General features: G+C 62.5%; 21 protein-coding genes and 1 pseudogene. 14 read left to right on the top strand and 8 right to left on the bottom strand.

Features of this window, described 5'->3' with window-relative positions; genetic code table 11:
- Positions 1-35 precede the first annotated feature (35 nt).
- Genes KM031_RS21215 through KM031_RS21205 form a run of 3 tightly spaced genes read left to right on the top strand, consistent with a single transcriptional unit; the run spans position 36 to position 3,620 of the window.
- Positions 36-1,697, top strand: a complete 1,662-nt coding sequence (locus KM031_RS21215) for a TnsB C-terminal domain-containing protein (RefSeq protein WP_246567487.1) — start codon at positions 36-38, stop codon at positions 1,695-1,697.
- A 1-nt stretch (position 1,698) separates the two neighbouring features.
- The gene (locus KM031_RS21210; RefSeq protein ID WP_215507979.1) at positions 1,699-2,580 is read left to right on the top strand and encodes a TniB family NTP-binding protein; all 882 of its coding nucleotides are present in this window, start codon (positions 1,699-1,701) and stop codon (positions 2,578-2,580) included.
- Positions 2,577-3,620 carry a TniQ family protein gene (locus tag KM031_RS21205; protein ID WP_215507977.1) on the top strand — a complete coding sequence of 348 codons (1,044 nt, stop codon included), beginning with the start codon at positions 2,577-2,579 and terminating at the stop codon, positions 3,618-3,620. Before KM031_RS21210 ends, KM031_RS21205 begins: the two co-directional genes overlap by 4 nt.
- On the opposite strand, the gene scpB is transcribed toward KM031_RS21205, so the two are convergent.
- Both scpB and KM031_RS21195 read right to left on the bottom strand, forming a co-directional pair.
- Entirely contained in the window at positions 3,617-4,225 is a 609-nt protein-coding gene (gene scpB, locus KM031_RS21200) for an SMC-Scp complex subunit ScpB (RefSeq protein WP_215507975.1), read from the bottom strand. The two genes, KM031_RS21205 and scpB, sit on opposite strands and share 4 nt — an antisense overlap.
- 2 nt (positions 4,226-4,227) lie before the next feature.
- Positions 4,228-5,118: a DUF1403 family protein gene (locus KM031_RS21195; RefSeq protein WP_215507973.1), complete on the bottom strand. Its 891-nt coding sequence runs from the start codon at positions 5,116-5,118 to the stop codon at positions 4,228-4,230.
- Positions 5,119-5,244: 126 nt separating this feature from the next.
- Here KM031_RS21195 and KM031_RS21190 point away from each other — a divergent pair, with 126 nt between their 5' ends.
- A complete protein-coding gene (locus KM031_RS21190) occupies positions 5,245-6,342 on the top strand; it encodes a tyrosine-type recombinase/integrase (RefSeq protein ID WP_371879026.1) in 1,098 nt (365 codons plus the stop codon).
- 109 nt (positions 6,343-6,451) lie between these two features.
- On the opposite strand, the gene KM031_RS21185 is transcribed toward KM031_RS21190, so the two are convergent.
- Positions 6,452-6,862 (bottom strand): PIN domain-containing protein, encoded by a 411-nt coding sequence (locus tag KM031_RS21185; RefSeq protein WP_215507927.1) that lies wholly within the window; start codon positions 6,860-6,862, stop codon positions 6,452-6,454.
- Positions 6,852-7,079, bottom strand: a complete 228-nt coding sequence (locus tag KM031_RS21180) for an AbrB/MazE/SpoVT family DNA-binding domain-containing protein (protein WP_215507926.1) — start codon at positions 7,077-7,079, stop codon at positions 6,852-6,854. Before KM031_RS21180 ends, KM031_RS21185 begins: the two co-directional genes overlap by 11 nt.
- A gap of 209 nt (positions 7,080-7,288) precedes the next feature.
- Here KM031_RS21180 and repA point away from each other — a divergent pair, with 209 nt between their 5' ends.
- The 9 genes from repA to KM031_RS21135 all read left to right on the top strand — a co-directional run bounded on the left by repA (position 7,289) and on the right by KM031_RS21135 (position 18,025).
- The gene (gene repA, locus KM031_RS21175; RefSeq protein ID WP_010400282.1) at positions 7,289-8,482 is read left to right on the top strand and encodes a plasmid partitioning protein RepA; all 1,194 of its coding nucleotides are present in this window, start codon (positions 7,289-7,291) and stop codon (positions 8,480-8,482) included.
- On the top strand, positions 8,466-9,398 hold the full coding sequence (repB, locus tag KM031_RS21170) for a plasmid partitioning protein RepB (RefSeq protein ID WP_215507924.1): 933 nt from the start codon (positions 8,466-8,468) through the stop codon (positions 9,396-9,398). The genes repA and repB overlap by 17 nt, the downstream gene beginning before the upstream one ends.
- A 212-nt stretch (positions 9,399-9,610) precedes the next feature.
- Positions 9,611-10,822, top strand: a complete 1,212-nt coding sequence (gene repC, locus KM031_RS21165; RefSeq protein ID WP_215507929.1) for a plasmid replication protein RepC — start codon at positions 9,611-9,613, stop codon at positions 10,820-10,822.
- Positions 10,823-10,991: 169 nt separating this feature from the next.
- The gene (locus KM031_RS21160; RefSeq protein ID WP_215507922.1) at positions 10,992-13,163 is read left to right on the top strand and encodes a ParB/RepB/Spo0J family partition protein; all 2,172 of its coding nucleotides are present in this window, start codon (positions 10,992-10,994) and stop codon (positions 13,161-13,163) included.
- Positions 13,164-13,264: 101 nt separating this feature from the next.
- A complete protein-coding gene (locus tag KM031_RS21155) occupies positions 13,265-13,738 on the top strand; it encodes a UCP036055 family protein (RefSeq protein ID WP_215507920.1) in 474 nt (157 codons plus the stop codon).
- Between the two features lie 388 nt (positions 13,739-14,126).
- Positions 14,127-14,291, top strand: coding sequence for a hypothetical protein (locus tag KM031_RS21150; protein ID WP_007803240.1), 165 nt, complete (start codon positions 14,127-14,129; stop codon positions 14,289-14,291).
- Between the two features lie 269 nt (positions 14,292-14,560).
- The gene (locus KM031_RS21145; protein ID WP_215507918.1) at positions 14,561-15,019 is read left to right on the top strand and encodes an ATP-dependent metallopeptidase FtsH/Yme1/Tma family protein; all 459 of its coding nucleotides are present in this window, start codon (positions 14,561-14,563) and stop codon (positions 15,017-15,019) included.
- Between the two features lie 359 nt (positions 15,020-15,378).
- On the top strand, positions 15,379-17,361 hold the full coding sequence (locus KM031_RS21140; protein ID WP_088238998.1) for an oleate hydratase: 1,983 nt from the start codon (positions 15,379-15,381) through the stop codon (positions 17,359-17,361).
- Between the two features lie 37 nt (positions 17,362-17,398).
- On the top strand, positions 17,399-18,025 hold the full coding sequence (locus KM031_RS21135) for a TetR/AcrR family transcriptional regulator (protein ID WP_215507916.1): 627 nt from the start codon (positions 17,399-17,401) through the stop codon (positions 18,023-18,025).
- A gap of 257 nt (positions 18,026-18,282) precedes the next feature.
- Here KM031_RS21135 and KM031_RS21130 read toward each other — a convergent pair whose 3' ends face one another.
- On the bottom strand, positions 18,283-19,134 hold the full coding sequence (locus KM031_RS21130) for a cation diffusion facilitator family transporter (RefSeq protein ID WP_007803328.1): 852 nt from the start codon (positions 19,132-19,134) through the stop codon (positions 18,283-18,285).
- 63 nt (positions 19,135-19,197) lie between these two features.
- On the opposite strand from KM031_RS21130, the gene KM031_RS21125 reads away from it, so the two are divergent.
- Entirely contained in the window at positions 19,198-19,548 is a 351-nt protein-coding gene (locus KM031_RS21125) for an ArsR/SmtB family transcription factor (RefSeq protein WP_007803330.1), read from the top strand.
- A gap of 335 nt (positions 19,549-19,883) precedes the next feature.
- Here KM031_RS21125 and KM031_RS21120 read toward each other — a convergent pair whose 3' ends face one another.
- The 3 genes and pseudogenes from KM031_RS21120 to KM031_RS21110 all read right to left on the bottom strand — a co-directional run.
- Entirely contained in the window at positions 19,884-20,861 is a 978-nt protein-coding gene (locus KM031_RS21120) for an IS5 family transposase (protein WP_371879027.1), read from the bottom strand.
- Positions 20,862-20,900: 39 nt separating this feature from the next.
- On the bottom strand, positions 20,901-21,929 hold the full coding sequence (locus tag KM031_RS21115; protein WP_215508073.1) for an IS110 family RNA-guided transposase: 1,029 nt from the start codon (positions 21,927-21,929) through the stop codon (positions 20,901-20,903).
- Positions 21,930-22,011: 82 nt separating this feature from the next.
- Positions 22,012-22,185, bottom strand: a pseudogene (locus tag KM031_RS21110) (transposase); the annotation flags it as partial.
- Positions 22,186-22,314: the final 129 nt, after the last annotated feature.

Genomic DNA, 22,314 nt, shown 5'->3' with positions numbered 1-22,314 from the left:
TTAGGGCTTCAATAGGGTTCGAAGGGCACGGCGGAATGACAACGCTCAGCAAAGATCGGCCCTTGGAACGGGCAGCTTCCCGCGCTTCAGAGGAAGCTTGGTCGAAGGCGGTTCGGATTGCCCGCGAGTTGGACCGCGTTCTGGACGGGGACTTGCCAATGCGGGAGGCTGTCAGCCGGGCAGCGGTGGAACTGCGCCTGTCGACCCGTCAGGTCTACAATCACCTCGCCCGGTATCGTGGGGAGCGACGTGTGTCGTCGGTTCTGCCGCGAACAAACGGTGCGCGGCGTGCGAGGATATCGATCGGCGTTGAAGCCATCATTTCCGAGACGTTGCGGGAGATGTGGCTGCAGCCGGAGCAACCTGATCTCGCCCCGATCGTCGACGAAATCCGCGCGCGCTGTGCCGACGAAGGGCTAAAGCCCCCGGCCTATGTCACGGTTGCCAGACGGATTGCCAAACTGTTCTCCCCCGAGGAGATCGCGCGGCGGCGGCTTTCCGGTGGCAAACACTTGCACCGCCTGAAGCCGCGTCCGGGATATATCCGCGCCAGCCACTCCCTTGACGTCGTCCAGATCGATCACACGCCGGCCGATATCCAGTTCGTCGAGGTGATCGACGACCACGGCGTTTTCGTGGGTAGACCCTATCTGACCATCGCCGCCGATGTGGCGACCAGTGCAATCATCGGCTTTTGCCTCACCCTCGAGCGCCCTTCCCGACTCTCGGTGGCATTGTGCCTTGCGCACGCGATGTGCCGCAAGGATGACTGGCTGGCAGAACGCGGGATTGCCCATCCATGGGCGATGCATGGCCGGCCCAAGCAGATCGTCGTGGACTCCGCTAAGGAGTTCCAGAGCAGCACCTTCACGACGGGATGTGCCGATTTCGGCATCAGCGTCCGCACCCGGAACAAGGGAACGGTTCACCGGGGTGGCGTTGTCGAACGGCTCCTGGGCAAGGTGAACACGGTGCTTCGCTCCCTTCCCGGCAAGACCGGTCGGTCGATCGCGGACCGCGGAGATTATTCGTCCGACAAGCGGGCAAGTCTGACCTTCGCGGCCCTCGAGCGCTGCATTGCCCTGGCAATCATCGATCACAACCAGACCCAGAACGCGCGCAAGCTGACCGTGCCTCGCCTCGAATGGGAGCGGCGACTTCCACCGACGGACCGGCCGATCGATGATCCTGACCAAGTCCTGCTCAACTTTCTCCCCCGCACAACACGCCGCATCTCTCCCCAAGGCGTCAGCGTGTTCGCCATCGACTACTTCGAGCAATGGCTTGGGCCTCTCGTCGCCCGCCGTGACCGGTTGCCACCTCTGGATCTATGCTACGACCCCCGGGACATCAGCCGGATCTACATCGCCGATCCCGACACGCGGATCTGGCGTCCGGTAAAGCGGCGGGACGGGGTGACCATGCCAATCACCCTTTGGCAGCATGAAGCCGACCGAGCGCGCATGCGAGAGAGCCAACAACGACCGGCGCAGGAAAAGACGCTTCTGCGCCGGGAAATCGCGGCAACGGTCGCCGGGGCCAGATCCACGAAGGCTCACCTGCGGGAAATGACCCGGGCCCGACACGCCGCAGACGCGCCGAAGGCGTATCAAAATGTCGGGCACGTTTCAGAGGCGACCCATACCGGACCAGAACCTGACCGACCCCGCCGCGTCTTTCCTGTGGAGACCTGGTAGCATGGCCGACCATCTCCTACCATCAACCTCAGCGTTGCTCGATGCGGATGCTGCCACCCGCATTGCTCATATTCGGGCGCCACGCTGGATAGGCCATCCCGGTGCCTCTGCGGCACATGATGCGTTGCGGCAGCTGCTGGAACGTCCGCCATCACTCCGCCCACGCGGCTTGTTGATTGCTGGTCCCTATCACAACGGCAAGACCATGATCGCCGAACGCTTCGCCGTCGAACATCTGCGCCGTGCCGACCGGCAAAGGGTCTGGGTGATCCAGACCCGGGAGGGGGCAGGCCTGTCGCATTTCTACGCCAGCATTCTGTCCGGACTGCGCGCCCCGCAGGCTGCCGGCTGGCGCAGCCTGTCCCGCGCCAGCGAACAGGTCGATCATCTTCTCGACAGCCTGAAGCCGCGCCTGCTCATCTTCGACGAGTTCTATAGTGCGCTGCGTGGGCGCAGGCAGGATGTGAAGGCAATCTTCTCGTTCCTGCGGCGGATCGCACGGGTGCATGACATCTCGCCCGTGCTTGTCGGCGAAATCGCCGTCTACGATGCGCTGCACGACACCGATGAAATGGGATCACGATTTGATACGGTCCCAGTGCCGCGGTGGGGTTTCGACGAGGATTTTGCAGCCCTTCTCGACAGTCTCGAGGCGAGCATTCCGCTTGCCCAAGCCTCTAACCTCTCGCGGTTGCCCCTTGCCAGAATGATCCATGATCTGTCGGAAGGGCTGATTGGCGAGGTGGTCGACATCGTCACCCGGGCGGCGGTTGCAGCTATTGAGAGCGGTGAGGAACGGATCACGTCCAGCACCGTCATGGCCCTCGGCTATGTGCCGCTGTCACGGCGACGGAACTCGGCCTTGCGCCATTCAATGACATGACCAGCAATGCGCCGAGGATCATCGTCTCCCCGGCCCGCCGCTATAGAGTGGCGGCGGGACATCGCTGGCCGGTGGACATCAGGCCGGCTCCTGGCGAGCTTTTGTCAAGCTGGCTGCATCGGCTTGCACATGCCAATGGTGTGCCGCCGCGCTATTTTGGAGCGGTGCTCGGAGTGGCCGGCGAGACATGGTCGGCACAACTTGACCGGCATCTTCCGGAGGCAGTTCGCCGCATCCTGCTCGACCATACGTCGATCTGCCCCGAAGATATTGACGGACTTTGTCTGGCCCACAGTCCCTTGTCGAGCGTGCGCTTGCAGCTGCGGAGCCGGCCGCAAGATGCAGGGACATCGACGGCGCAGTCCTGTTGGCTGCAGTTCTGTCCCACCTGCCTGCGGGAAGACGAGGCGCCCTATTTCCGGCAGAGTTGGACTCTGGCAACCCGCGTGTCCTGCTTTCGCCATGGCTGCCGATTGCGCGACCGCTGCCCGTCTTGCGGTCAGGGCCTTGCGCCGTTCAGACAGGATCGCCTTGTTTCACAGCAATACTGCGCCTTCTGCGACGCTCCTCTCGCCAAACCGACGGACCCGGCAAACCCAGGCGCCCGGCGTCTCGAGCGGCTGATCGACGATCTGCTTCGTCTTGACACAGCAGGGCTCGCACTTGGCGTGGGCCGGGGCAAACGGAAAACCCTGCCAGAGAGGATTGCAATATGCCCGGTGCCCGTCGGTACGACGACATCAACGATCCCGCAACTGTCGCATCGGATTCGCCACGATTTCTTCCGGCGGCTGTCGGAAGGGCAGAGCGGAATAGTTGGCCACAAAGGTGGTGGCCCGCTGAACCTTTGGGTCCGGCTTGCCAATGCCGCTGGAAACCACAACGGATTGGTCAAGGAACTCACGGATCAGCTTGCTGAAACTGCAGGGCTGCGGCGGGCCTCCTCCCCCAGAGCGACTGATCTGGCCGCCCTGCTGCGGGCAGCGACCCAGCTTCATGAAGCCCGCCGATCTGCGGCCGAAGCTCAACCCGCTCCTTAAATGTCGTGAGCCTCCGACCTGCCCGCGAGGCCGGCATCTGCGAGTTGCTCGGGATCGGGCAGGTCGCGCAAGGACGCCATCCCGAAGGTGGCAAGGAAGGTCTCGGTGGTGACAAAAGTGTAGGGCGCGCCGCGCCGGGGTTCGCGCGGGCCGGTGCCGATCAGGTCACGCTCGGCCAACCTGCCGATCAGATCACGGCTGATCTCTTTGCCGAAGATGTCCTTCAGCCCGTCGCGGCTTACCGGCTGGTGGAATGCGATCGCCGCCAGCACGGCCAGATCGTATTCTGACAGGTTCAGCGCTTGGCCGTCCACATCCGCCGCGGCGCGGATCGCTGGGGCATAGGCCGCGCGCGTGCGCAGCATCCACGCCTTGCCCACCTGTGCCACCTCATAGGGTCGGCCCTCCAGATCCACTGCCAGATCCTCGATCAACAGATCGACTGAGGCCCCCTGCCCCACGACCCGCGCCAGATCCTCGCGCGCCACCGGGGTCGCGCTTGCAAACAGCACCGCCTCGATTCGTCGCATCCATTCCCGCCAGCGCATCTCAGGGGGAAGAACGGCCAATTCGCGGTCAAGTTCTGTGTCCTCGCGCCGCCCCATGCTTAGACCCCGTACAGACGGAACGTGTCCCGCCCTGTCAGTTCGCGCACGGCGCCGAGCGCAACCAGTCGGTCGCAGAGCCGTCGCGCGGCCCGATCCGACATAAAGGCCAATGCCCCCGGCGCCAGCGCATCGCGCGACAGGAACAGATCGACCGCCCGGCCCGCCGCCTTGGCGCGCAGCTTTGGGGCCACCGCCCGCAGGCGGGCCGCCGCCCGGGCCAAGTCCCCGGCCAGTGGCAGCACCTGCCCGCCGATGGCAGAGACCACGGCGCGGTGACAGGCCAGACGCAGATCATCGCCCCGCAGGCGCAGGTCGCGGGGCCTGAGCGTCAGCGCCAGAAGTGGCAGCACATGCGTTGCCCCCACCCCCTTTGCCAGAACCGCATCGGCAAGGATCAGCGCCGCAGTTTCGGCCCGCGGGTGATCTGTCAGCACCGCCTCAATGACATGCGCCGCGCGGTCGACCGGGGTCTGCCCCATGGCATCAAGGCACAGCGCGATCCGCTCGGCCACGATCCCTTGCAGCGCATTGGTCAGATGCGCGACCGAGACAGGCCGGGCCACCGCGCGTGACCACTGCTGCAAAAGCCGTCCCGCCGGGCCGGGGTCGTCGCCCGGACCCGTCAGGTGCAGGGCATCGCGCAAGGCGCCCGGCCCTTCCCTGCGCCCCGCCATTTCAGCGCAGTTCCCGGCCGCCACCAAAGCCAAGCGGTCCCGCCACAGCGCCACAGGCACATCCCCGGCCGCGGTCACTTGGCTCAGATGCGCCAGCGCGGCCCCAGAGCGGAAGGCCGCTGCCTCAAGGGTTTCTGCCGGGGCAGCACCGATCCAGCCCGGCAGCGGGGGCAGCATCGGCAAGGTTTCCAAAGGCTCGGCGCGCGGTTTTCTCATGCCGGCAGCCTACATTATGACGGCGCTTTCTACCAGCTAAATGCACCAATAGCGCCGCAGCTTTGTCAGCGCCATTATGTCCAATAATGTTGCATTATCGGACGTGCCGGGAGTATGCTCGACGGTATGACCGAAACGCCCGAGAAATCGCCTTCAGAACCCCCGGAACGTCCCGATCGCCATGAGCGGGACGACAGCGCTGATACGGAGCGCGACACGATCGCCCTGCCCTCCCATGTCGCTGGCTCGGGCACGCTCGACCGCCTGGTCGAAACGGCGCGTGACTATGCGCGTCAGGCGGCGTCGGAGAACACGCTGAAGGCCTACACCAAGGATTGGGCCCACTTCGCGCGCTGGTGCCGGATGCGTGGCGCGGACCCTCTCCCCTCGTCGTCCCAGCTGATCGGCCTCTACATCGCCGATCTGGCAGCGCCGAGCGGCAAAGCACCTGCCCTCTCGGCCTCCTCTATAGAACGGCGGCTGTCTGGCCTGACCTGGGGCTATGCGCAGCGCGGAGAGCGGCTCGACCGCAAAGATCGGCACATTGCCAGCGTCCTGGCTGGCATCCGCCGCAAGCACGCACGGCCACCAGCACAGAAAGAGGCCATTCTGCCGGAAGACCTGCGCGACATGCTGGCAACCCTCCCCCACGATTTGCGCGGCCTGCGCGACCGGGCGATCCTGCTGATCGGCTTTGCTGGTGGCCTGCGTCGGTCCGAAATTGTCAGCCTCGACCACGGCAAGGATGACACGCCTGACTCCGGCGGCTGGGTCGAGATCTTGGAGGACGGCGTGCTCCTCACCCTGCGCGGCAAGACCGGTTGGCGCGAGGTCGAAATCGCCCGCGGCTCATCAGATCAGACCTGCCCGGTCCATGCCCTGACGCAGTGGCTGCATTACGCAAGGATCGACTTCGGCCCGATCTTCGTCGCCACGTCACGCAACGGCCTGAAAGCTACGAGCGAGCGGTTGTCGGACAAGCACGTCGCCCGGCTGATCAAGTCCTGCGCCCGCGAGGCCGGGCTACGCCCTGATCTGCCTGAAGCCGAGCGCGTGCGGCTGTTCTCGGGCCATTCCCTGCGCGCAGGCCTTGCCAGCAGCGCGGAAGTTGATGAGCGCTACGTTCAAAAGCAGCTTGGTCATGCCAGCGCAGAGATGACCCGCCGATACCAGCGACGCCGCGACAGGTTCCGGGTGAACCTGACCAAGGCCGCGGGATTGTGACCCCCCTGCCCCACCGCAGCGCCTTTAGTGAAATGATAAGCTCGAACGCGACCGCTCAGATTTCAGCTAATCGCTTCAATTGAAATCGGGAACCAAACGCGACACAAGCTCAGAAACTGTCCGCTCGCGCAAAGGGGTTGATGATGCGAAGTTGGCCTTCCACCAGCAGGCCATCTTGCATGTCCTCGCTCCACAGCGTGGTGCAGCCTGCAACCAAAGCGCTGGCCACGATCATCGCGTCGTAGATCGAGAAGCCGTAGCGTTCCGCCAAGGCGCGGCCGACGTCATGGGTCTGAAGGGTCAGGTCTTCGACGGGACACAAGGCGCGCACGCCCTCGAGAAACGCCCCTGCTTCCTCCCAACTCAGGCCAGCCTTGCGGCGACAGTTGACCAGCGTCTCGTTCAGGACTTGAACGCTGATCCGGGGCCCCTGCCCCAGGATGACCTCGGCGCGATCGGCCTTCGAGCCGTCGTCGAGCAGGTAAAGAACGACATTCGTATCCGCGAACTCAGCGCTCATGCGCGTCATCGCGGCTCAGGCGCTCTGCAGCGGGCAGCTTGCCCCGGAACTGGCGCAGACCCGTCAGCACCTCATCCGCGCGCGCCAGACGACGGACTCTGACCTGGCGGTCGTCCTTGACCAGGTCGATCTGATCGCCTTCCTTGAGGCCAAGCTCCCGAACAAGCTCGGCGGGCAGGCGGACGGCAAGCGAGTTGCCCCATTTTGCGACCTGCATTTTGGCCTCCTGCGTGGATATACGATCAGTAATGTATATCAAACTAGCTACATGGGCAAGCCTGTCCGCGAGCTTGGGCTACTCTTGTGCGTCACGCAGTGGCTGACACCAGATTTAGAAAGTGCTTGCGCGAATCTGATCGGTCAGGCAATAGTCTCGAAAAATAACGCGCGGTCACATAAAAATCGCGCCCACGGATCGAGCGGGGCATGACCGAGATAGACAAAGACCTGGACGTCGCCATTGGTCACTACGCCGAACTCTTGGCTTCGAACCTGCATGCACAACGTGCAGCGCACTTCCCACCCGATGCGAAGAAGGTGATGCGCAGCTTGACGAGCGGTGAGGCGGCCGAGTTGCTCGGTGTCGATCATACCTACCTTCGCAAACTTCATCGAGAAGGCAAGATCACCGACGTTGAAACGACGGCCGGTAGCCATCGCCGCTACACCCTCGACGATGTCTGGGAGATCAGACAAAGCCTTGAGGCCAACGCCAAGAAGCCGGGAACGTATGTGCCGGGCCGTCGTAAGGGCGACGAGCTGCAAGTCATTTCCGTTGTGAATTTCAAGGGTGGAAGCGGCAAGACCACCACATCAGCGCACCTTGCGCAGAGACTCGCGTTCAAGGGTTATCGTGTGCTGGCCATTGATCTGGACCCGCAGGCGTCGTTGTCCGCCTTGCACGGGATCCAGCCTGAACTGGACCTCATGGAAGGCGGGACGCTGTACGACGCAGTCCGGTATGACGACCCTGTTCCGGTTTCCGAGGTCATCAGGAAGACCTACATCCGTGGCCTGGATCTCATTCCGGGCAATCTCGAGCTCATGGAGTTCGAGCACGAGACCCCGGCCGCGATCCAGCGTGGCGGTGCCCGCGCTTTCTTCGCGAGAGTCCGAGACGCCCTCGACAGCGTCGAAAGTGACTACGATGTCGTCGTGATCGACTGCCCTCCGCAACTGGGCTTCCTGACCATGTCTGCCCTTTCCGCGTCCTCGGGCGTCCTGGTGACGGTCCACCCGCAGATGCTTGACCTCATGTCCATGTCGCAGTTCCTGCGGATGACGGCCGACCTGCTGGGCGTGATCCGCGATGCAGGCGCCAACCTGCGGTTCGATTGGCTCCGGTTCCTGCCGACCCGCTACAAGGTGGGCGACGCCCCGCAGACCGAGGTCATCGCTTTCATTCGTGGGCTCTTCGGGCGTTCGGTGCTGACGAACCACATGGTCGAGTCGACGGCGATATCGGATGCCGGGCTGACCAAGCAGACCTTGTATGAGGCGGACAAGAAGGACTTCACGCGCCAGACCTTCGACCGCGCCATCGAGTCCATGAATGCCGTCAATGACGAGATCGCCGCGATCATCCAGAGCACGTGGGGACGCAATGGCAAGAAAGCCTAAATTGGGACTGCCCTTGCAGACCTTGCGCAATGCCCCCGACGCTCTTGAGGGGCGCAGGCTGCGGGGCGGCGTATTCGAGATCGAGCCTGACCATGTCGAGACCGTGGGCAGGCTGGATGACCGTCTTCAAATCGAGATTGCGGGGCTGAAGGCATCGATCTCCAGAAGTGGCCAACGGGTGCCGATCCTCGTGCGACCTCTCGAAGGGGATCGCTACAGCCTGATCTACGGGCGGCGTCGGCTTGAAGCCTGCCGGGATCTCGGGATCAAGGTCCGTGCGATCATCACCGAAATGGACGGGGATCAGGCGCTTCGGGATCAGCTGCTCGAGAACCAAGAACGCCGCGACCTGAGCTTCATCGAACGTGCCTTGGTGGCGGCAGCCTTGCTCAATGGCGATCACCTGGGAGAGGCGGAACGCACCAACAAGGGCGTGGCAGAGGTTCTAGGTCTTACCGAAGCTGGTGTGTCGCAGCTGTTAAGCGTCGTCCGCGCGGTTGGCGAGAGCCTCGTCCTAGCGATAGGTGCTGCGCCAGGTATCGGCCGGCCTCGTTGGGAGGAACTCAAGAAGTCACTGGGCGATGCATCTGTGGACCGCGAGAACCTCGCTGCAGTAGCGGCAGAGACCAGGTCCTCTCACTCCGGTGGACCTGACGAAAAGTCGGACGCCGCGTTCCTGGCCGTCCTCGCCGCAGTGGTGCAGGCAGAGCGGCCGACCCGCCCATCAAGCCCCCGAGGGGCACCTAGTGTGGCCATTCCGGGTGTCGGGGCTGCAACCATCGCGACAGGGCGCCGCGGCCGACAGTTCAAGCTCGAGCTGAAGGCCGAGGACAGAGATTTTGTCAGCTGGCTTGAGGGCAAGGCCCCGCAGCTGATCGCCGAGCTTCACGAGCGCTGGAAGCGCAAGGAAGACTGAGGAAGAGCAACAACCAAAAAGGAGGCACGAGACAGGCAGAAAAGAAAAAGGCCCCGAGAAGCAAGCTTCACGAGACCTTTCTTAGGTTTCGCACGGGACCAGCCCGCTACAAAACTCAGTTTTCGCACCTCTGAATGTAGCGATCTGGCCCCTTTCCCGCAAGCGCAAAGCGATTCGCGGGCCAGGGAAATTTTGCCTTCGTGAATGACATCATGGAGTACACACCGATTTCGCCGTTTATGCGGCCGATCTCGCACGCCCATCTGCGTGTGGTCGAGCGGCCTGAGGTATCTGTTCCGGGTAAGCCCATCAACAAGTGGGAACTCCTGCGCGAACTGTCCAAGGCGCAAGCGGCCTTTGGGGTCACAGAACGTGATTTGACGGTCATGCAGGGTCTTCTCAGCTTCTTCCCGGACGATGCGCTTGGCGGGAACGCTGAAATGGTCGTCTTCCCGTCCAACAAGGCGATCTGCGAGCGGCTGAATGGCATGCCCTGCTCCACCATGCGCAGGCACATTGCCCGCCTGGTGGACGCTGGCTTGCTCATGCGCCGCGATAGCCCCAACGGGAAGAGGTATGTCCGCAAGCATGGCGAAGAGCGCGTGGCTTTCGGCTTCGATCTCTCGCCACTCTACTGCCGGTCCGAAGAGGTGGCACGGGCCGCAGAGGCCGTGCGTGAGGCCGAGGACCGTGTGCGGCGACTGCGGGAGGTCGTGAGCCTGATGCGGCGCGATCTCGCTGCCCTCGCGGAGTTTGGAGAGGAGATCCAGCCCGGCCTTGGCCTGTGGGATCAGTTTCGCGACAAGGCTGTCCTCACAGCGCGCGCCCTGCGCCGCAAGCTCACGCTTGAGGAGCTCTCCGCATATCGGACCGACCTTGAAGCCCTTCTCGATCGCGCACGCAACGTCATTGATGGCCCTGAAACAGAAGAAATGAACACCAATGGTGCCAATACTGAGCGTCACCATCATAATTCAAATGAAGAATCTATAGATCTTGAACCTGCCTTAGAGAAAGGCGGGGCGGCGGCCGGTGCGCCAGATGCTAAAGCGGATGCGCCTGGTGCTGACGTGGAAGAAGCGGACACAAGACGCGTGCCAAAGATCCCGCTCCATCTGGTGATCGCTGGCTGCCCGTCGCTCAAAACCTTTTACCAGGGCGATATTCGGCACTGGCATCAGCTTTTCGACGCCGCTTGTCATGTGCGGCCGGCCATGGGGATCAGTGCGTCCGCTTGGGAAGAAGCGCAACGGTTCATGGGGCCCGAGCAGGCATCGATCGTTGTTGTCGCCATGCTGGAACGCTTTGCGGACATCCGGTCGCCCGGTGGCTACCTCCGTGCGCTGACATCCAAGGCAGCGGCGGGCGAGTTCTCCTGTGGGCCGATGGTCATGGCGCTGATGTCCCGGCGAAATGCTGCATAACAGCTGTTAAGTCTCTTGGAGCGATCATCAAGTTCGGCGCGACTTTACAGCTGTTAAGTCACGCGGCGATGCGTCGGTAGCAGAAGAGAGGAAAAGGTTGGTGGGTTGAGGGGTGACGGGAAGTGAGATCGGGAGAGTGGCTTCCGGCGCCCGTCGTGGAGAATATCTGATGGCGAAAGCAGCCCAGAAAATCACGCTGTCCCCCTCGCGGGACATCCCCTTCGACAAGCTCGTGCTGAGCCAGTCCAACGTCCGGCGCATCAAGGCAGGCGTCTCTGTCGAAGAGCTCGCGGAAGACATCGCGCGGCGCGGCCTGCTGCAGGGGTTGAACGTACGGCCCGTGCTCGATGCTGAAGGGGTCGAAACCGGCATGTTCGAGATCCCGGCCGGCGGCCGTCGTTTCCAGGCGCTGTCGCTGCTGGTGAAGCAGAAGCGGCTGGCCAAGACCGCGCCGATCCCTTGCATCGTGCGGGATACGGCGTCGGAGATCCTCGCCGAGGACGACTCGCTCGCAGAGAATATGCAGCGCATTGCCCTGCACCCGCTCGACCAGTTCCGTGCGTTCCAGGCTCTGCGCGAGAAGGGTCAAGGCGAGGAGGCGATTGCGGCGGCCTTCTTCGTCACGCCGCAAATCGTGAAGCAGCGCCTGAAGTTGGCTTCCGTGGCCCCTGCCCTGCTTGAGGTCTACGCCGTGGATGGGATGACGCTGGAACAGCTGATGGCGTTCACGGTGAACCCGGATCACGCGCGTCAGGCGCAGGTCTGGGAGGCTGTGAAGAACTCGTGGAACAAGGAGCCCTATGCCATCCGGCGCATGCTGACCGAGACCTCGGTCCGGGCGTCTGATCGTCGCGCGGTCTTCGTCGGTGTCGATGCCTATGAGGCGGCAGGCGGTATCGTGCTGCGCGATCTCTTCCAGGGCGATGACGGCGGCTGGCTCGAGGACCTTGCTCTTCTGGACCTGATGGTGGCTGAGAAGCTTCAGGCTGAGGCCGAAGCGCTCGCCACAGAAGGCTGGAAGTGGATCAAGGTGGCGACCGACCTGCCCTATGGCTACAGCCATGGTCTGCGGCGCCTGGCCGGTGACCCTGCACCGATGACCGAGGAGGAAAGCGCGGCACACGCTTCGCTCCTCGCCGAGTACCGCGCGCTGGAGGAAGAATATTCCGGCCAGGACGAATACCCCGAGGAGATCGATGCCCGGCTCGGTCAGCTCGAGATGGCGATGGAAGCGCTCGAGCAGCGGCCGCTGATCTACGATGAGGTCGAAGTCGGGCGTGCTGGCGTCTTCGTCACGCTGGATCGGGATGGCAGCCTTGCGATCTATCGAAGCTATGTCCGGCCCGAAGACGAGCCGCGCGAGGAGACCGCGGTCCAGGATGGTGATGGCGCGGATGCCACGGGGCAGGGGGATGATGTCGGTGTATCGAACTGGAAACCGTCGGTGACCTCCGTCGGGGGCACCGTCATCACTTCGGGTGGTCAGCCGATCGGTCCTGATCCGACCGAGGAGGACGATGACGGCGCGCTGAAGCCGCTGCCCGAGCGGCTGGTCATGGAACTGACGGCCCACCGGACCCTGGCGCTGCGCGAGGCAATCGGGCGTTCGCCGGACGTGGCGCTGACGCTCCTGCTTCTGAAGCTGGTGACGGATACCTTCCGCACCTCTTCTGCCACGGGCAGCTCCCTCGAGGCCTCGGTGCGTCATGTCTACATGTCTGCGCAGGCGACCGATCTGAAGGACAGCGTGGTGGCGAAGCTGGTCGATGAGCGTCACGCAGCCTGGGAAGCCGATCTGCCCCTCGGAGACGATGCGGCGCTCTGGGAGTATCTGACGGTCCTCGACCAGGGCAGCCGTCTGGCTCTGCTGGCGCATTGCCTCAGCTTCGGGATCAACGCGCTCCATGAAAAGGTGAACCCCTATGGCGCGGGCATCTCCGCTAGCGGTCTGACCCGCCGCATGGCCCATGCCGATCTGGTAGCCCGTGCGGTCGATCTTGACATGGTCGAAGCGGGCTGGGAGCCGACGGTCGATGGCTATCTCAACCGTGTGCCGAAGGCCCGGATCCTCGAGGCCGTGCGCGAGGCGAAGGGCGAGGGGACCGCGCAGCTGCTCGATCACCTGAAGAAGGGCGAGATGGCCGTCGAGGCCGAGCGGCTTCTCAAGGGCAGCGGCTGGTTGCCCGAGGTCCTGCGCCGGGTCGATCTGGTGACGTTCGACGGCGAGGCGGTCGGAGAAGGGCAGGGGGAAGATGCGGGCGAGCCCGAAGACATCGATCTCCCGGCCTTCCTGACGGCTGATCTGCCGGTGAGCGCCGCGTCGATGATGGCGGCGGAGTGATCTGAGCCATCCGGGGGGCGGGGAAACCCGCCCTTCAATCTCACAATATACAGCAATAACAATATGATGAATGCAAGTACTCGCATTCGAGATGAGGAATCATGTCTGCAACAACCATCATCGACACAGCCCCTCTCGGGGCGCTGATCCGCTATACCGACGGCAGTTTCAAGCCGCCGACACGTTTCACGAAGAAACTCGCGGCCTGGGAGCGCTCGAACGGTGTCGGTCGCCTTGTGAAGAAGGAGCCGCCCCGGGTCTACCCGACCTGGACGGCACCGGCCTCCTTCACGCTGCATGAGGGGAACTTCTCGTCGGACGGGGTGATCCTCGTGACCATCATGCGCAGCCACTCGGCCGACAGCCGTCTGATCTTCGAAGTGGCCGAGGAACCGAAGCCCGGGCAGGTCCGCGTGCTGCTGGACTTCGGTGGCAACACCGAGCTGCTGCATCTGGCGGAGTCCGTCACCGCAGCCGAGCTATGGATTGCGCGGGAGGGCTATCGCAACGCGCGGCTCGAGATCGTCGGCGCCGAGGAGGGCGATAGGGCAGGGGGCGCGGATCTGGCCGCCTGAGCCCTGACAAGGCGTGAGGGGCCTGCCGACGGGCGAGCCCCTCACCGATCACACTATCGTCCCGCGATGTCACGGGGCGTCGAAGGTTCCATCCCCAAAGACGAAAGTCTTCAACCACGAGCCTGCCCGGGAGGCTTGCGGCGTTCCAGGCATCAGCCGGACAACCGGCTCCTGACGTTGGGGCACCATCCCCCGCTCGCCATTCCCTTCCTTGCCCCGAATCCCGTCTTCGAGATCAACCCGCGAGGGGTCGGACTACGGGCAAGCCCGTGCCGCCGGGTGGATTCGGACGAGCCGAACGCACCCGGTGATGTCAGCCAGTCTTCGGGCCTGCGGGGTCCTGTCGTGCGGGGGATGGTCCCCCGCCTCCCAGACAGGAGCCAAACAGATGTCCCGCAAAGATGCCCACGCTTTCGCCGCCTCCCTCGCCGCCACGCTCATGGTTTCGATCGTCGTCTTCCAGGCAGGGGATGGAACCTTCGGCGCCGTCCCCGCCGATGAGATCGACGGAGACGAGGTCGTGATCGTCTCGGAATACGATCCCTTCGGGTGAGGCTTCGGCCTCACTTACCGAGGGCCCGGCAGGGCGCAGGCGCGCCCCCGGGCCTATCGCCGACAGAGTGATCGGCGGTGCCGATCTGAAGAACGCTTGTGTGCCGCCAGCGCAGATCTTGGTGCGCAGAGGGCGGGGAGCCGACCTTCGCCGCGGGTGCGAGCACCGCGCGTTTTCACGATCTGAGCGGACATTCAGCCTGACTTGCTCCGCCGGGTCTGGGTTGATTGATACTAAGGCCGGGAGCCAACTGTTCGCTGCGGGTGAGAATGCCCCTGACCGAGGAGCCGCTTGAGGTGCAGACCGAGGCGTGGCTAATGAAGCGTATCGCAGTCTGCCCCCGCGGCCATGCGGCGGAGGCGGCGGTCTTCGATCCCATCATCGCGGCAAGCGGCGAGCCGGCCTGCAGGGACCTCGCCCAAGCCACCCGCATCGCGCTTTCCATGGAAACCAATCTCGGCCTCGGTGCCGACCATCCGCTGGTCCACCGCAACATCGATCTCGCGGGGCATCCGCCGCTGCGGGACGGCGATCTCCTCGACCTTGTCGATGCGCGGCTCCAGGCGGCCACGCAGATGGCGCAATGCTTCGTTGAGGCTCCTCGTAACCGACTTCTGAAGCTTGCAGACGCTCTCGAGACGGCAGGCACGCTCGACGCGGGCGACATCGCCGAGATCTTCAATGGAGGGAAGGGCGGGATACCGTGCAACCCGCAGCCATCGCGATAATGGCCGCAAGCATCGTCCGGCATTCGCGACGTCCGGATCGGTCAGGCTCCCGCTGCGCGTCTTGGCGGCTGCCGCCAGCGTCGCATCAGTCTCCAACCCCGAGATCACAGCCAGCCATCACCGCTTAAGAGAGGTTTGTCCCATGAGCATCAGCATCGCCGCCGACGGCAGCCCGGGCCGCTTGGACGAGGAGCTCAAGCGCCCGCACCATCTCGTCGCCAACCTCAAGCGCATCTGATTGGCCCGTCACCCAAATCCGACCATTTCACATATCACTTGATATTTGAATATCGAACACTATCTATTGTCTTCAAGGTCGTCACGTTTGACACGGCCAGATACAGATAGCGGAGCCTCACATGACCCATGGCGCACACTCCGGCCTTTACGGCCCTTCCACCGCTCCGGATGGTTTCGAGCACGAACCTGACGCTACAGCCGGCTACTGGAGCCATCGGGCCAAAAACACCTTGCCGCCCCCCGACTTCATTGGCCCCTATGCCCGGCACCGCCCGCTCCCCACGCCGGGCGTGGAAGACCGGAGAGCCTGGATAATCGGTGGCGGAATTGGCGGGCTCGCCGCAGCATTTTACCTAATCCGGGACGGCCATATGCCGCCCGCCCATATCACCGTTCTTGAAGAGATGGATATCGAAGGCGGCTCAATGGACGGCGCCGGCAACCCCGAAGACGGCTACCTTATCCGGGGCGGCAGGGAGATGAACTGGAACTATGACACGCTGTGGGACATGTTCCAGGATGTCCCAGCCGTAGAGCTCCCTGAAGGCTATTCGGTATTGGATGAATACCGCCTGCTGAATGACAACGACCCCAATTATTCCAAGGCGCGTCTGATGCGCAATCAGGGTGAAATCGTTGATTTCACTGATATGGGGCTGACCCACTCCCAGCAATGGGAAATGATCCGTCTGATGCTTAAGAGAAAAGAAGACCTCGATGATATAACCATTGAGGAATACTTCTCCGAAGGTTTTCTGAGCAGCAATTTCTGGGCGCTGTTCCGCTCCATGTTCGCGTTCAAGAACTGTCACAGCCTTCTGGAAACCAAGCTGTACATGCACCGCTTCCTAGATTCCGTTGACGGTTTCGGGGATTTGTCAGCCCTCGTTTTTCCCAAGTACAATCAATATGATACCTTCATCAAACCGCTGGCGGGCATGCTGCGCGAAAAAGGCGTGCGCTTTCAGTTCGGCACGCGCGTGCAGGATCTGGAGCTGAGCGAGACCGGCGCCCAAAAGACCGTGACAGGCATTGTCTGCACTGTCGCAGGTCAGCCGCAACGACTGGAGGTTGGGGACACCGATCTTGTCTTTGCGCTGACAGGCTCGATGACGGAGAACACGGCCTATGGCGATCTGGATACTGTGCCCCAACTGACGGTCGGACGCCACGAGCCCGGCCAGGACAGCGGCTGGACGCTCTGGCGGAACCTGGCGGAAAAATCTGATGTGTTCGGCCATCCCGAAAAATTCTATGGCGACACCGACCAGTCGATCTGGGAGTCCGCCACCCTGACCTGCAAACCCTCGCCGCTTGTCGACAAGCTCAAGACGCTTTCGGTCAATGACCCGTATTCGGGACGCACAGTGACAGGCGGTATCATTACCTTCACGGACTCAAACTGGCTGCTGAACGTGACGTGCAACCGTCAGCCCCATTTTCCCGATCAACCTGAAGACACGCTTGTCTTGTGGGTCTATGGCCTCTTGATGGACCAGCCGGGCAATCATGTCGGCAAGGCCTTGCCGGAGTGCACAGGACGCGAGATTCTCAGCGAACTCTGCTATCATCTGGGGATTGAAGACCAGATCGATGATGTGGTCGCCAACACCAAGGTGCGTACCGCGCTGATGCCCTATATCACGGCGCAATTCATGAAACGCGCCGCCGGCGACCGGCCCCGGGTCGTGCCGGAAGGATGCACGAATCTGGGCCTGATCGGGCAATTCGTCGAAACCCGCAACGACATAATATTCACAATGGAGGCCTCTATCCGCACCGCCCGGATCGGCGTCTACAAATTGCTGAACATTCCCAAGCAGGCGCCCGACATCAGCCCAACCCAGTATGACATCCGCAATCTACTCAGGGGCGCGCGCGCCCTGAATAGCGGCAAGCCGTTCCTGGGCGAGAGGTTGCTGCACCGGTTGCTGGATCGGACGTATTATGCGCATATCCTGCCTCCCTTGCCTGAACCCGAGACCCAGCGTGATGAAGCCTTCGAGGCCGAAGTCGATACTCTGGCCGCCAAAGGCGGTGCCGCGCTGAAGGCCCTGGGGAGCTGGATCAGCAACGTCCGCAAAGGCTTCTCGAGCGAATGACCGCTGATCCCAGAGCCACAGCCAGAAGACTCTCGCCATGACAGATGCCCCCCGTCGACTGTCGCGACAGGAACAGCAACAGCGCACACGCGAGTGCCTTCTGGATGCGGTTGAAATGCTGTTCGCCGAAGGCGGGGTCAATGCGACCTCGCTTCGAAACGTATGCGAGCGGGCCGGGTTCTCCCAGGGGGCTTTCTATTCCAACTTCGCGAGCAAACAGGACCTTTTGCTTTCGGTTCTCGAACGTCATATCGAACGCGAAGCGGCCCTGCTGCAGTCTCTGGTGAAATCGGTGTCAAGCGATACGCTTGATCACGCTCTGGAAGGGTTTTCAGAGCACCTCACGGCCATCGCGGAGCAAACACAATGGTCCCTGTTGGCGATCGAACTGCAATTGCAGGCGCAGCGTGACGCCGATTTCGCCGCTCAGTGCGCTCACGCGCGCAACGCTAGCTATGACGCCCTAGCCTCGGTTCTGGAAACGCTGAAAACGCGCTTCGAGCTGAGCTATCAGCTTCCAACACGCCAGCTTGCGATCAGCCTTTACGCCCTGTGGTCCGGACTCGTGCTGTCTCGGGCCGGGGGTGAGACCATATCTCGCGCCGACTTACTTCTGACCCATTTCAGAGGATTGGTGGCCTCACCCAAATCTTTGAAGGGTTGAGACAGTATTGGTGCCGAGAGCTAGCCTTCCGCCTCCGCCGGGGTTCGCAAGCGCAGCGAATGGCGGCTTCGACGGGCAGCGCTGCAGCATCCTGAGCCGAGACTGAAGGTCGGCTCCGGGCCGGGAGCGACGGCCAAAGTCCAACCCGAACGAGCGTTCCCGCCGCGCTGCCGCAGGTCCGCTTCGAGCCCAGACTCACCGATGCTGCGGGGCGCGCGAATGTCGGCTTTCGTCCGGCGCGTCGCACCATGATGGAGTTAGTCAGCTTCCACCAAGTCACTCCGGGCATCGCGGATGATCATCCACGACGAATGCAGGAAAAGCCCCGCGATCGCGAACGCGACGATCAGGTCGGGCCATGCACTGCCAAGCCACGCGACCAGCCCGGCGGCGATGACCACGGCGAGGTTGCCGATGGCGTCGTTGCGAGAGAACAGCCAGACGGCTCGCATATTGGCATCACCCTTGCGGTGCTTTAGCAGCGGCAGCACCGCGAGGATGTTTACGATCAGCGCACCTACCGCGAAGGCTCCCATCAACCCGGCTTCTGGCGTGGTCTGGTTGAGGACACGCCAGAGCGTGCTGCCGACAACGCCAAGGCCCAGAAGGCCCAGAAACACGCCTTGGATCATCGCCGACCGCGCCCGCCATGTCAGGCTCCAGCCGATGGCGAGCAGGCCCAGAAACGTGATCGCACCATCGCCCAGAAAATCGAGCGCGTCTGCCTTCAGCGCCTGCGAACCGGACAGGAACCCGCCGAACATTTCGACCACGCCGTATCCGAGATTGAGCGCGACCACGATCCAGAGCGCGCGGCGATAGCTCGGGTCCTTGTAGGCCGGATCGGACGATGTATCGCCGTCCTCGATCTTCTCGAAACCGTAGCCGGTCGCGTCGAGCGCGGGCCGCACTTTCGGCAGATCGCCGTCCGCGATCCGCAATGTCATGATGTGGGTGGCGGCGGACACTTTCACGTCGCCTTCGGCCACGCCCGCAGACCGGGCCGCGCGCTCGATCTCGGCGGCATCTTTCGCGCAGTCCATGCCTTGCACCCGCATTCGGATCGGGGAGGAGGCTGTCGCCAACTTGCTGTTATCGGGCTGGCTCATGTGCGATCCTTTTTGTGGTGGCGGGCGAAAAGGTACGCTGCTAACGTATCAGTGGATAATGATATGACAGCGCAAAACATTCAAGACGATCTTTCGGCACCCGATACACTGGAACTGCGGGCAAAGCTCTTCCGGGGCCTAAGCGATCCCAGCCGTCTGACGATCCTCGATGCGCTGGTGTCGGACGAACGCAACGTGCAGGAAATCGTCGGGCATACGGGTTTGGGTCAGCCCAACGTCTCGAACCATCTGCGCTGTCTGCTGGAATGCGGGCTGGTCAGTCGCCGCAGCAAAGGCCGCTTCGTTCGGTATCGTCTGGCGGACAGGCGGGTCGCCGATCTCATCCGTGATGCAGATCAGCTACTTGCCTCGACAGCCAACGGAGTTGATGCCTGCCAAAGCTATACGGACTAACCGGCGCGACCTGCTGCAATGTCCTATCGGTGCGCCAAACCTGAAGCAGCCATCTGCGCATCCGCAGCGAATGCACCCTTTGTCCGCGAACCGATCCTTTGCGCTGCGCGCGGCAAACGGCTGCTGTGAGCCCATACTTCTCTTTTATCAATGGCGCAGCATCGGTCTCGAAGGGTGGGAAGCCGACCTTCGCTACGACGGGAACTGAGGCATATTACTCGCAGTACAAGGCGCAGTTTTTAGAATTTGAGCGGCCACTAACGCGAAGGAGGCCACCGACTGGCGTTGTTGCGTAACTTACGCCTGAGGCATGATTACCCCTTTCCCCTTTGGCATCAGGCCACGCGGACGATCTCGGCAGTGCCGAGGGCTGAGAAGCGGTTCATGAGGGCGACGCGTATCTGGATTTCTGCAGTTTGGCGGTCGGGGTCTCTGGCTGCTATGCGCTCACCGAAGGCCTTGAGGCACCGCATCTTTGCCTCGATCCGGCTTCGGACGTGGTATCCGGTCCAGCGTTTCCAGAATGCCCTGCCATAGTGCCGGGTGGCGCGCAGGGTTTCGTTTCTCGCGATCGCGGCCGGGCAGTCCTCTTTCCATGGACGCCCGTTCTTACGGATCGGGATGATAGCAGTGGCCTGCCGGTCGATGATGGCGGTGTGGCAGCGGCGGGTGTCATAGGCACCGTCCGCCGTCACTGTGCCGATCTCCTCGCCTTCGGGGATTTGGTCCAGCAACTCTGGCAGAACGGGGCTGTCACCGTCGCTGCTGGGCGTAAACTCCACGGCGCGGATGTCGGACGTGGCGGTATCCATGGCCAGATGGACCTTGCGCCATTGGCGGCGGCCCTGCACGCCGTGCTTGCGCGCCTGCCATTCGCCATCACCGAGGAACTTTATCCCGGTACTGTCCACCAGCAGGTTCAAGGGGCCATCGGCGCGCCGATACGGGATCTGGACAGCCAGAGTTTTCTGCCGCCGACACAGGGTCGTATAGTCGGGCACGGCCCAGTCCAGGTCTGCCAACTTCAGCAAGCTGGCCACCATCCCGGTCGTTTGCCTGAGCGGCAGCTTGAACAGCACCTTGATCGTCAGACATGTGTGGATACCCCCGCTTACGCAAGTATTTTTTGTGATCTTCGCGAGCAAGTGACCGGCTGCTAACATGTGTAAGGCCTTCATGCGCGGCCGTTCGTGCCGCTGGCCGGGATGGTGATGCGCGGATGGAGGCCATATCAGAACTGCGAGCTCGAAGCTCTTTGCCTTTCCCTGGCTGCCCCACCCCGATCGGTCGATCTTTTGCCCATACGAGATCAGTGCTCTACTTGCGTCACCGACGCTCCTGACAGGACGCGGTCAGCAGACCGCCCCCGCAGGATCCCTGTAAACGTCCTTTCGTGTCATGATGGCCCAGATGATCCTGGCGAGCTTGTTGGCCAGAGCGATGGCGGTCAGCATCCGCGATTTACATGTAAGCATCCGCGCCAGCCATGATCCGGGCTTTCCACCGTTCCGACCCCTCCAGTGGATAATCGACATCGCGCCGCTTATCAGCAACCTGCGGATGTCGCGCTGCCCCATTTTCGAAGTTCGACCCAAGCGCTGCTTGCCTCCACTGGAGTGCTGCCGGGGAACAAGCCCGAGCCAGGCAGAGAAATCCCTGCCACGCGCAAAGCTCTCCATGGCCGGAGCGAAAGCTTCGACGGCCATAGCCGTGACCGGCCCGACCCCCGGAATGGTGCGCAGGCGCTGTGCCATCTCATGCACCTTGGCCTGCTCGTCGATCTGCCTTTCCAGATCTTCGATTTCGCCAGCGGTCTGGGCGATCCGGTCCAGATAAATGGCCCCGACCTTTCGCACCACATGAGGAAGCGTGTTTGTCACATCGTCGAGAACGCTGATGAACGGATCAATTGATCGACGACCTCCCGCCACGATGACCCCATGCTCTGCCAGATGGGCTCGAAGCGCGTTCATTAGCTGGGTCTTTTGCGTCAGCAGCAGTTCGCGTGTCCGGAACAGCATGGCAAGGGCCTGCTGCTCCTGCGATTTGACTGGCACCGTGCGCATCGCTGGTCTCAGTGCCGCTTCGACAATAGCCTCAGCGTCGTTGGCATCGTTTTTCTGGCGCTTCACAAAAGGTTTCACGTAGATCGGTGGTATCAAACGAACGTTGTGTCCGAGGGCAGTCAGTTCACGTGCCCAGTGGTGCGAGGTTGCGCAAGCCTCCATCGCGACCACGCAGGGCTTGATCTGTGACATGAAGGACAGGAAACGAGTGCGCGGCAGCCGCTTTCTGATGACGGCTCGCCCGTCTGAATTTGCGGCGTGAACCTGAAAAACGCTCTTGGCCAGATCGACCCCGACTATGGTAATCTCGTCCATGGACACCTCTCCTCTGTGGCGATTTCGACATCACCACCATGGCACATTGCGATGCCGTCGGGCGGGGGTGTCCACCCCATCAGAACTGGATCGCGGCATCCGAGAAAACCGCAGGGCGACCGGGGCTGCCATCATGCGGCGAGAGCCAGGTCATGTCCTTGTCCAGCCAGATCAACAGCGAACCGCGCCTGCAAAGCGAGGCAGTGTAACTGGACCAGTTTGTCGTGCGGTAGCGGGCGGGGGATGGCTTGCTCATGCAACCCGTCTAACCGCATGGATTCACGTTGTGAATCCTCGACAGTCAGTGTTGTGCAACAACGCCCCACCGACTTTACAGGCTGTGGTTTTTGTTATTCCATCATCATCGCTTTATTAATCCTGATGC

Source organism: Gemmobacter fulvus (genome assembly GCF_018798885.1).
GTDB classification, from domain to species: Bacteria; Pseudomonadota; Alphaproteobacteria; order Rhodobacterales; family Rhodobacteraceae; genus Gemmobacter; species Gemmobacter fulvus.
Note: the sequence above shows the minus strand (reverse complement) of the source record. Positions and strands in the feature narration are given on the sequence as shown.

What these genes read in the sequence shown, in the direction of transcription:
- KM031_RS21195 (WP_215507973.1), bottom strand. Translation starts at nt 5,118, where the DNA reads ATGAGAAAACCGCGCGCCGAGCCTTTGGAAACCTTGCCGATGCTGCCC.
- KM031_RS21135 (WP_215507916.1), top strand. Translation starts at nt 17,399, where the DNA reads ATGACAGATGCCCCCCGTCGACTGTCGCGACAGGAACAGCAACAGCGC.
- KM031_RS21130 (WP_007803328.1), bottom strand. Translation starts at nt 19,134, where the DNA reads ATGAGCCAGCCCGATAACAGCAAGTTGGCGACAGCCTCCTCCCCGATC.
- KM031_RS21155 (WP_215507920.1), top strand. Translation starts at nt 13,265, where the DNA reads ATGTCTGCAACAACCATCATCGACACAGCCCCTCTCGGGGCGCTGATC.
- KM031_RS21145 (WP_215507918.1), top strand. Translation starts at nt 14,561, where the DNA reads ATGCCCCTGACCGAGGAGCCGCTTGAGGTGCAGACCGAGGCGTGGCTA.
- KM031_RS21160 (WP_215507922.1), top strand. Translation starts at nt 10,992, where the DNA reads ATGGCGAAAGCAGCCCAGAAAATCACGCTGTCCCCCTCGCGGGACATC.
- KM031_RS21150 (WP_007803240.1), top strand. Translation starts at nt 14,127, where the DNA reads ATGTCCCGCAAAGATGCCCACGCTTTCGCCGCCTCCCTCGCCGCCACG.
- KM031_RS21205 (WP_215507977.1), top strand. Translation starts at nt 2,577, where the DNA reads ATGACCAGCAATGCGCCGAGGATCATCGTCTCCCCGGCCCGCCGCTAT.
- KM031_RS21215 (WP_246567487.1), top strand. Translation starts at nt 36, where the DNA reads ATGACAACGCTCAGCAAAGATCGGCCCTTGGAACGGGCAGCTTCCCGC.
- KM031_RS21125 (WP_007803330.1), top strand. Translation starts at nt 19,198, where the DNA reads ATGACAGCGCAAAACATTCAAGACGATCTTTCGGCACCCGATACACTG.
- repC (WP_215507929.1), top strand. Translation starts at nt 9,611, where the DNA reads ATGGAGTACACACCGATTTCGCCGTTTATGCGGCCGATCTCGCACGCC.
- KM031_RS21185 (WP_215507927.1), bottom strand. Translation starts at nt 6,862, where the DNA reads ATGAGCGCTGAGTTCGCGGATACGAATGTCGTTCTTTACCTGCTCGAC.
- scpB (WP_215507975.1), bottom strand. Translation starts at nt 4,225, where the DNA reads ATGGGGCGGCGCGAGGACACAGAACTTGACCGCGAATTGGCCGTTCTT.
- KM031_RS21210 (WP_215507979.1), top strand. Translation starts at nt 1,699, where the DNA reads ATGGCCGACCATCTCCTACCATCAACCTCAGCGTTGCTCGATGCGGAT.
- KM031_RS21190 (WP_371879026.1), top strand. Translation starts at nt 5,245, where the DNA reads ATGACCGAAACGCCCGAGAAATCGCCTTCAGAACCCCCGGAACGTCCC.
- repB (WP_215507924.1), top strand. Translation starts at nt 8,466, where the DNA reads ATGGCAAGAAAGCCTAAATTGGGACTGCCCTTGCAGACCTTGCGCAAT.
- KM031_RS21180 (WP_215507926.1), bottom strand. Translation starts at nt 7,079, where the DNA reads ATGCAGGTCGCAAAATGGGGCAACTCGCTTGCCGTCCGCCTGCCCGCC.
- KM031_RS21140 (WP_088238998.1), top strand. Translation starts at nt 15,379, where the DNA reads ATGACCCATGGCGCACACTCCGGCCTTTACGGCCCTTCCACCGCTCCG.
- repA (WP_010400282.1), top strand. Translation starts at nt 7,289, where the DNA reads ATGACCGAGATAGACAAAGACCTGGACGTCGCCATTGGTCACTACGCC.
- KM031_RS21115 (WP_215508073.1), bottom strand. Translation starts at nt 21,929, where the DNA reads ATGGACGAGATTACCATAGTCGGGGTCGATCTGGCCAAGAGCGTTTTT.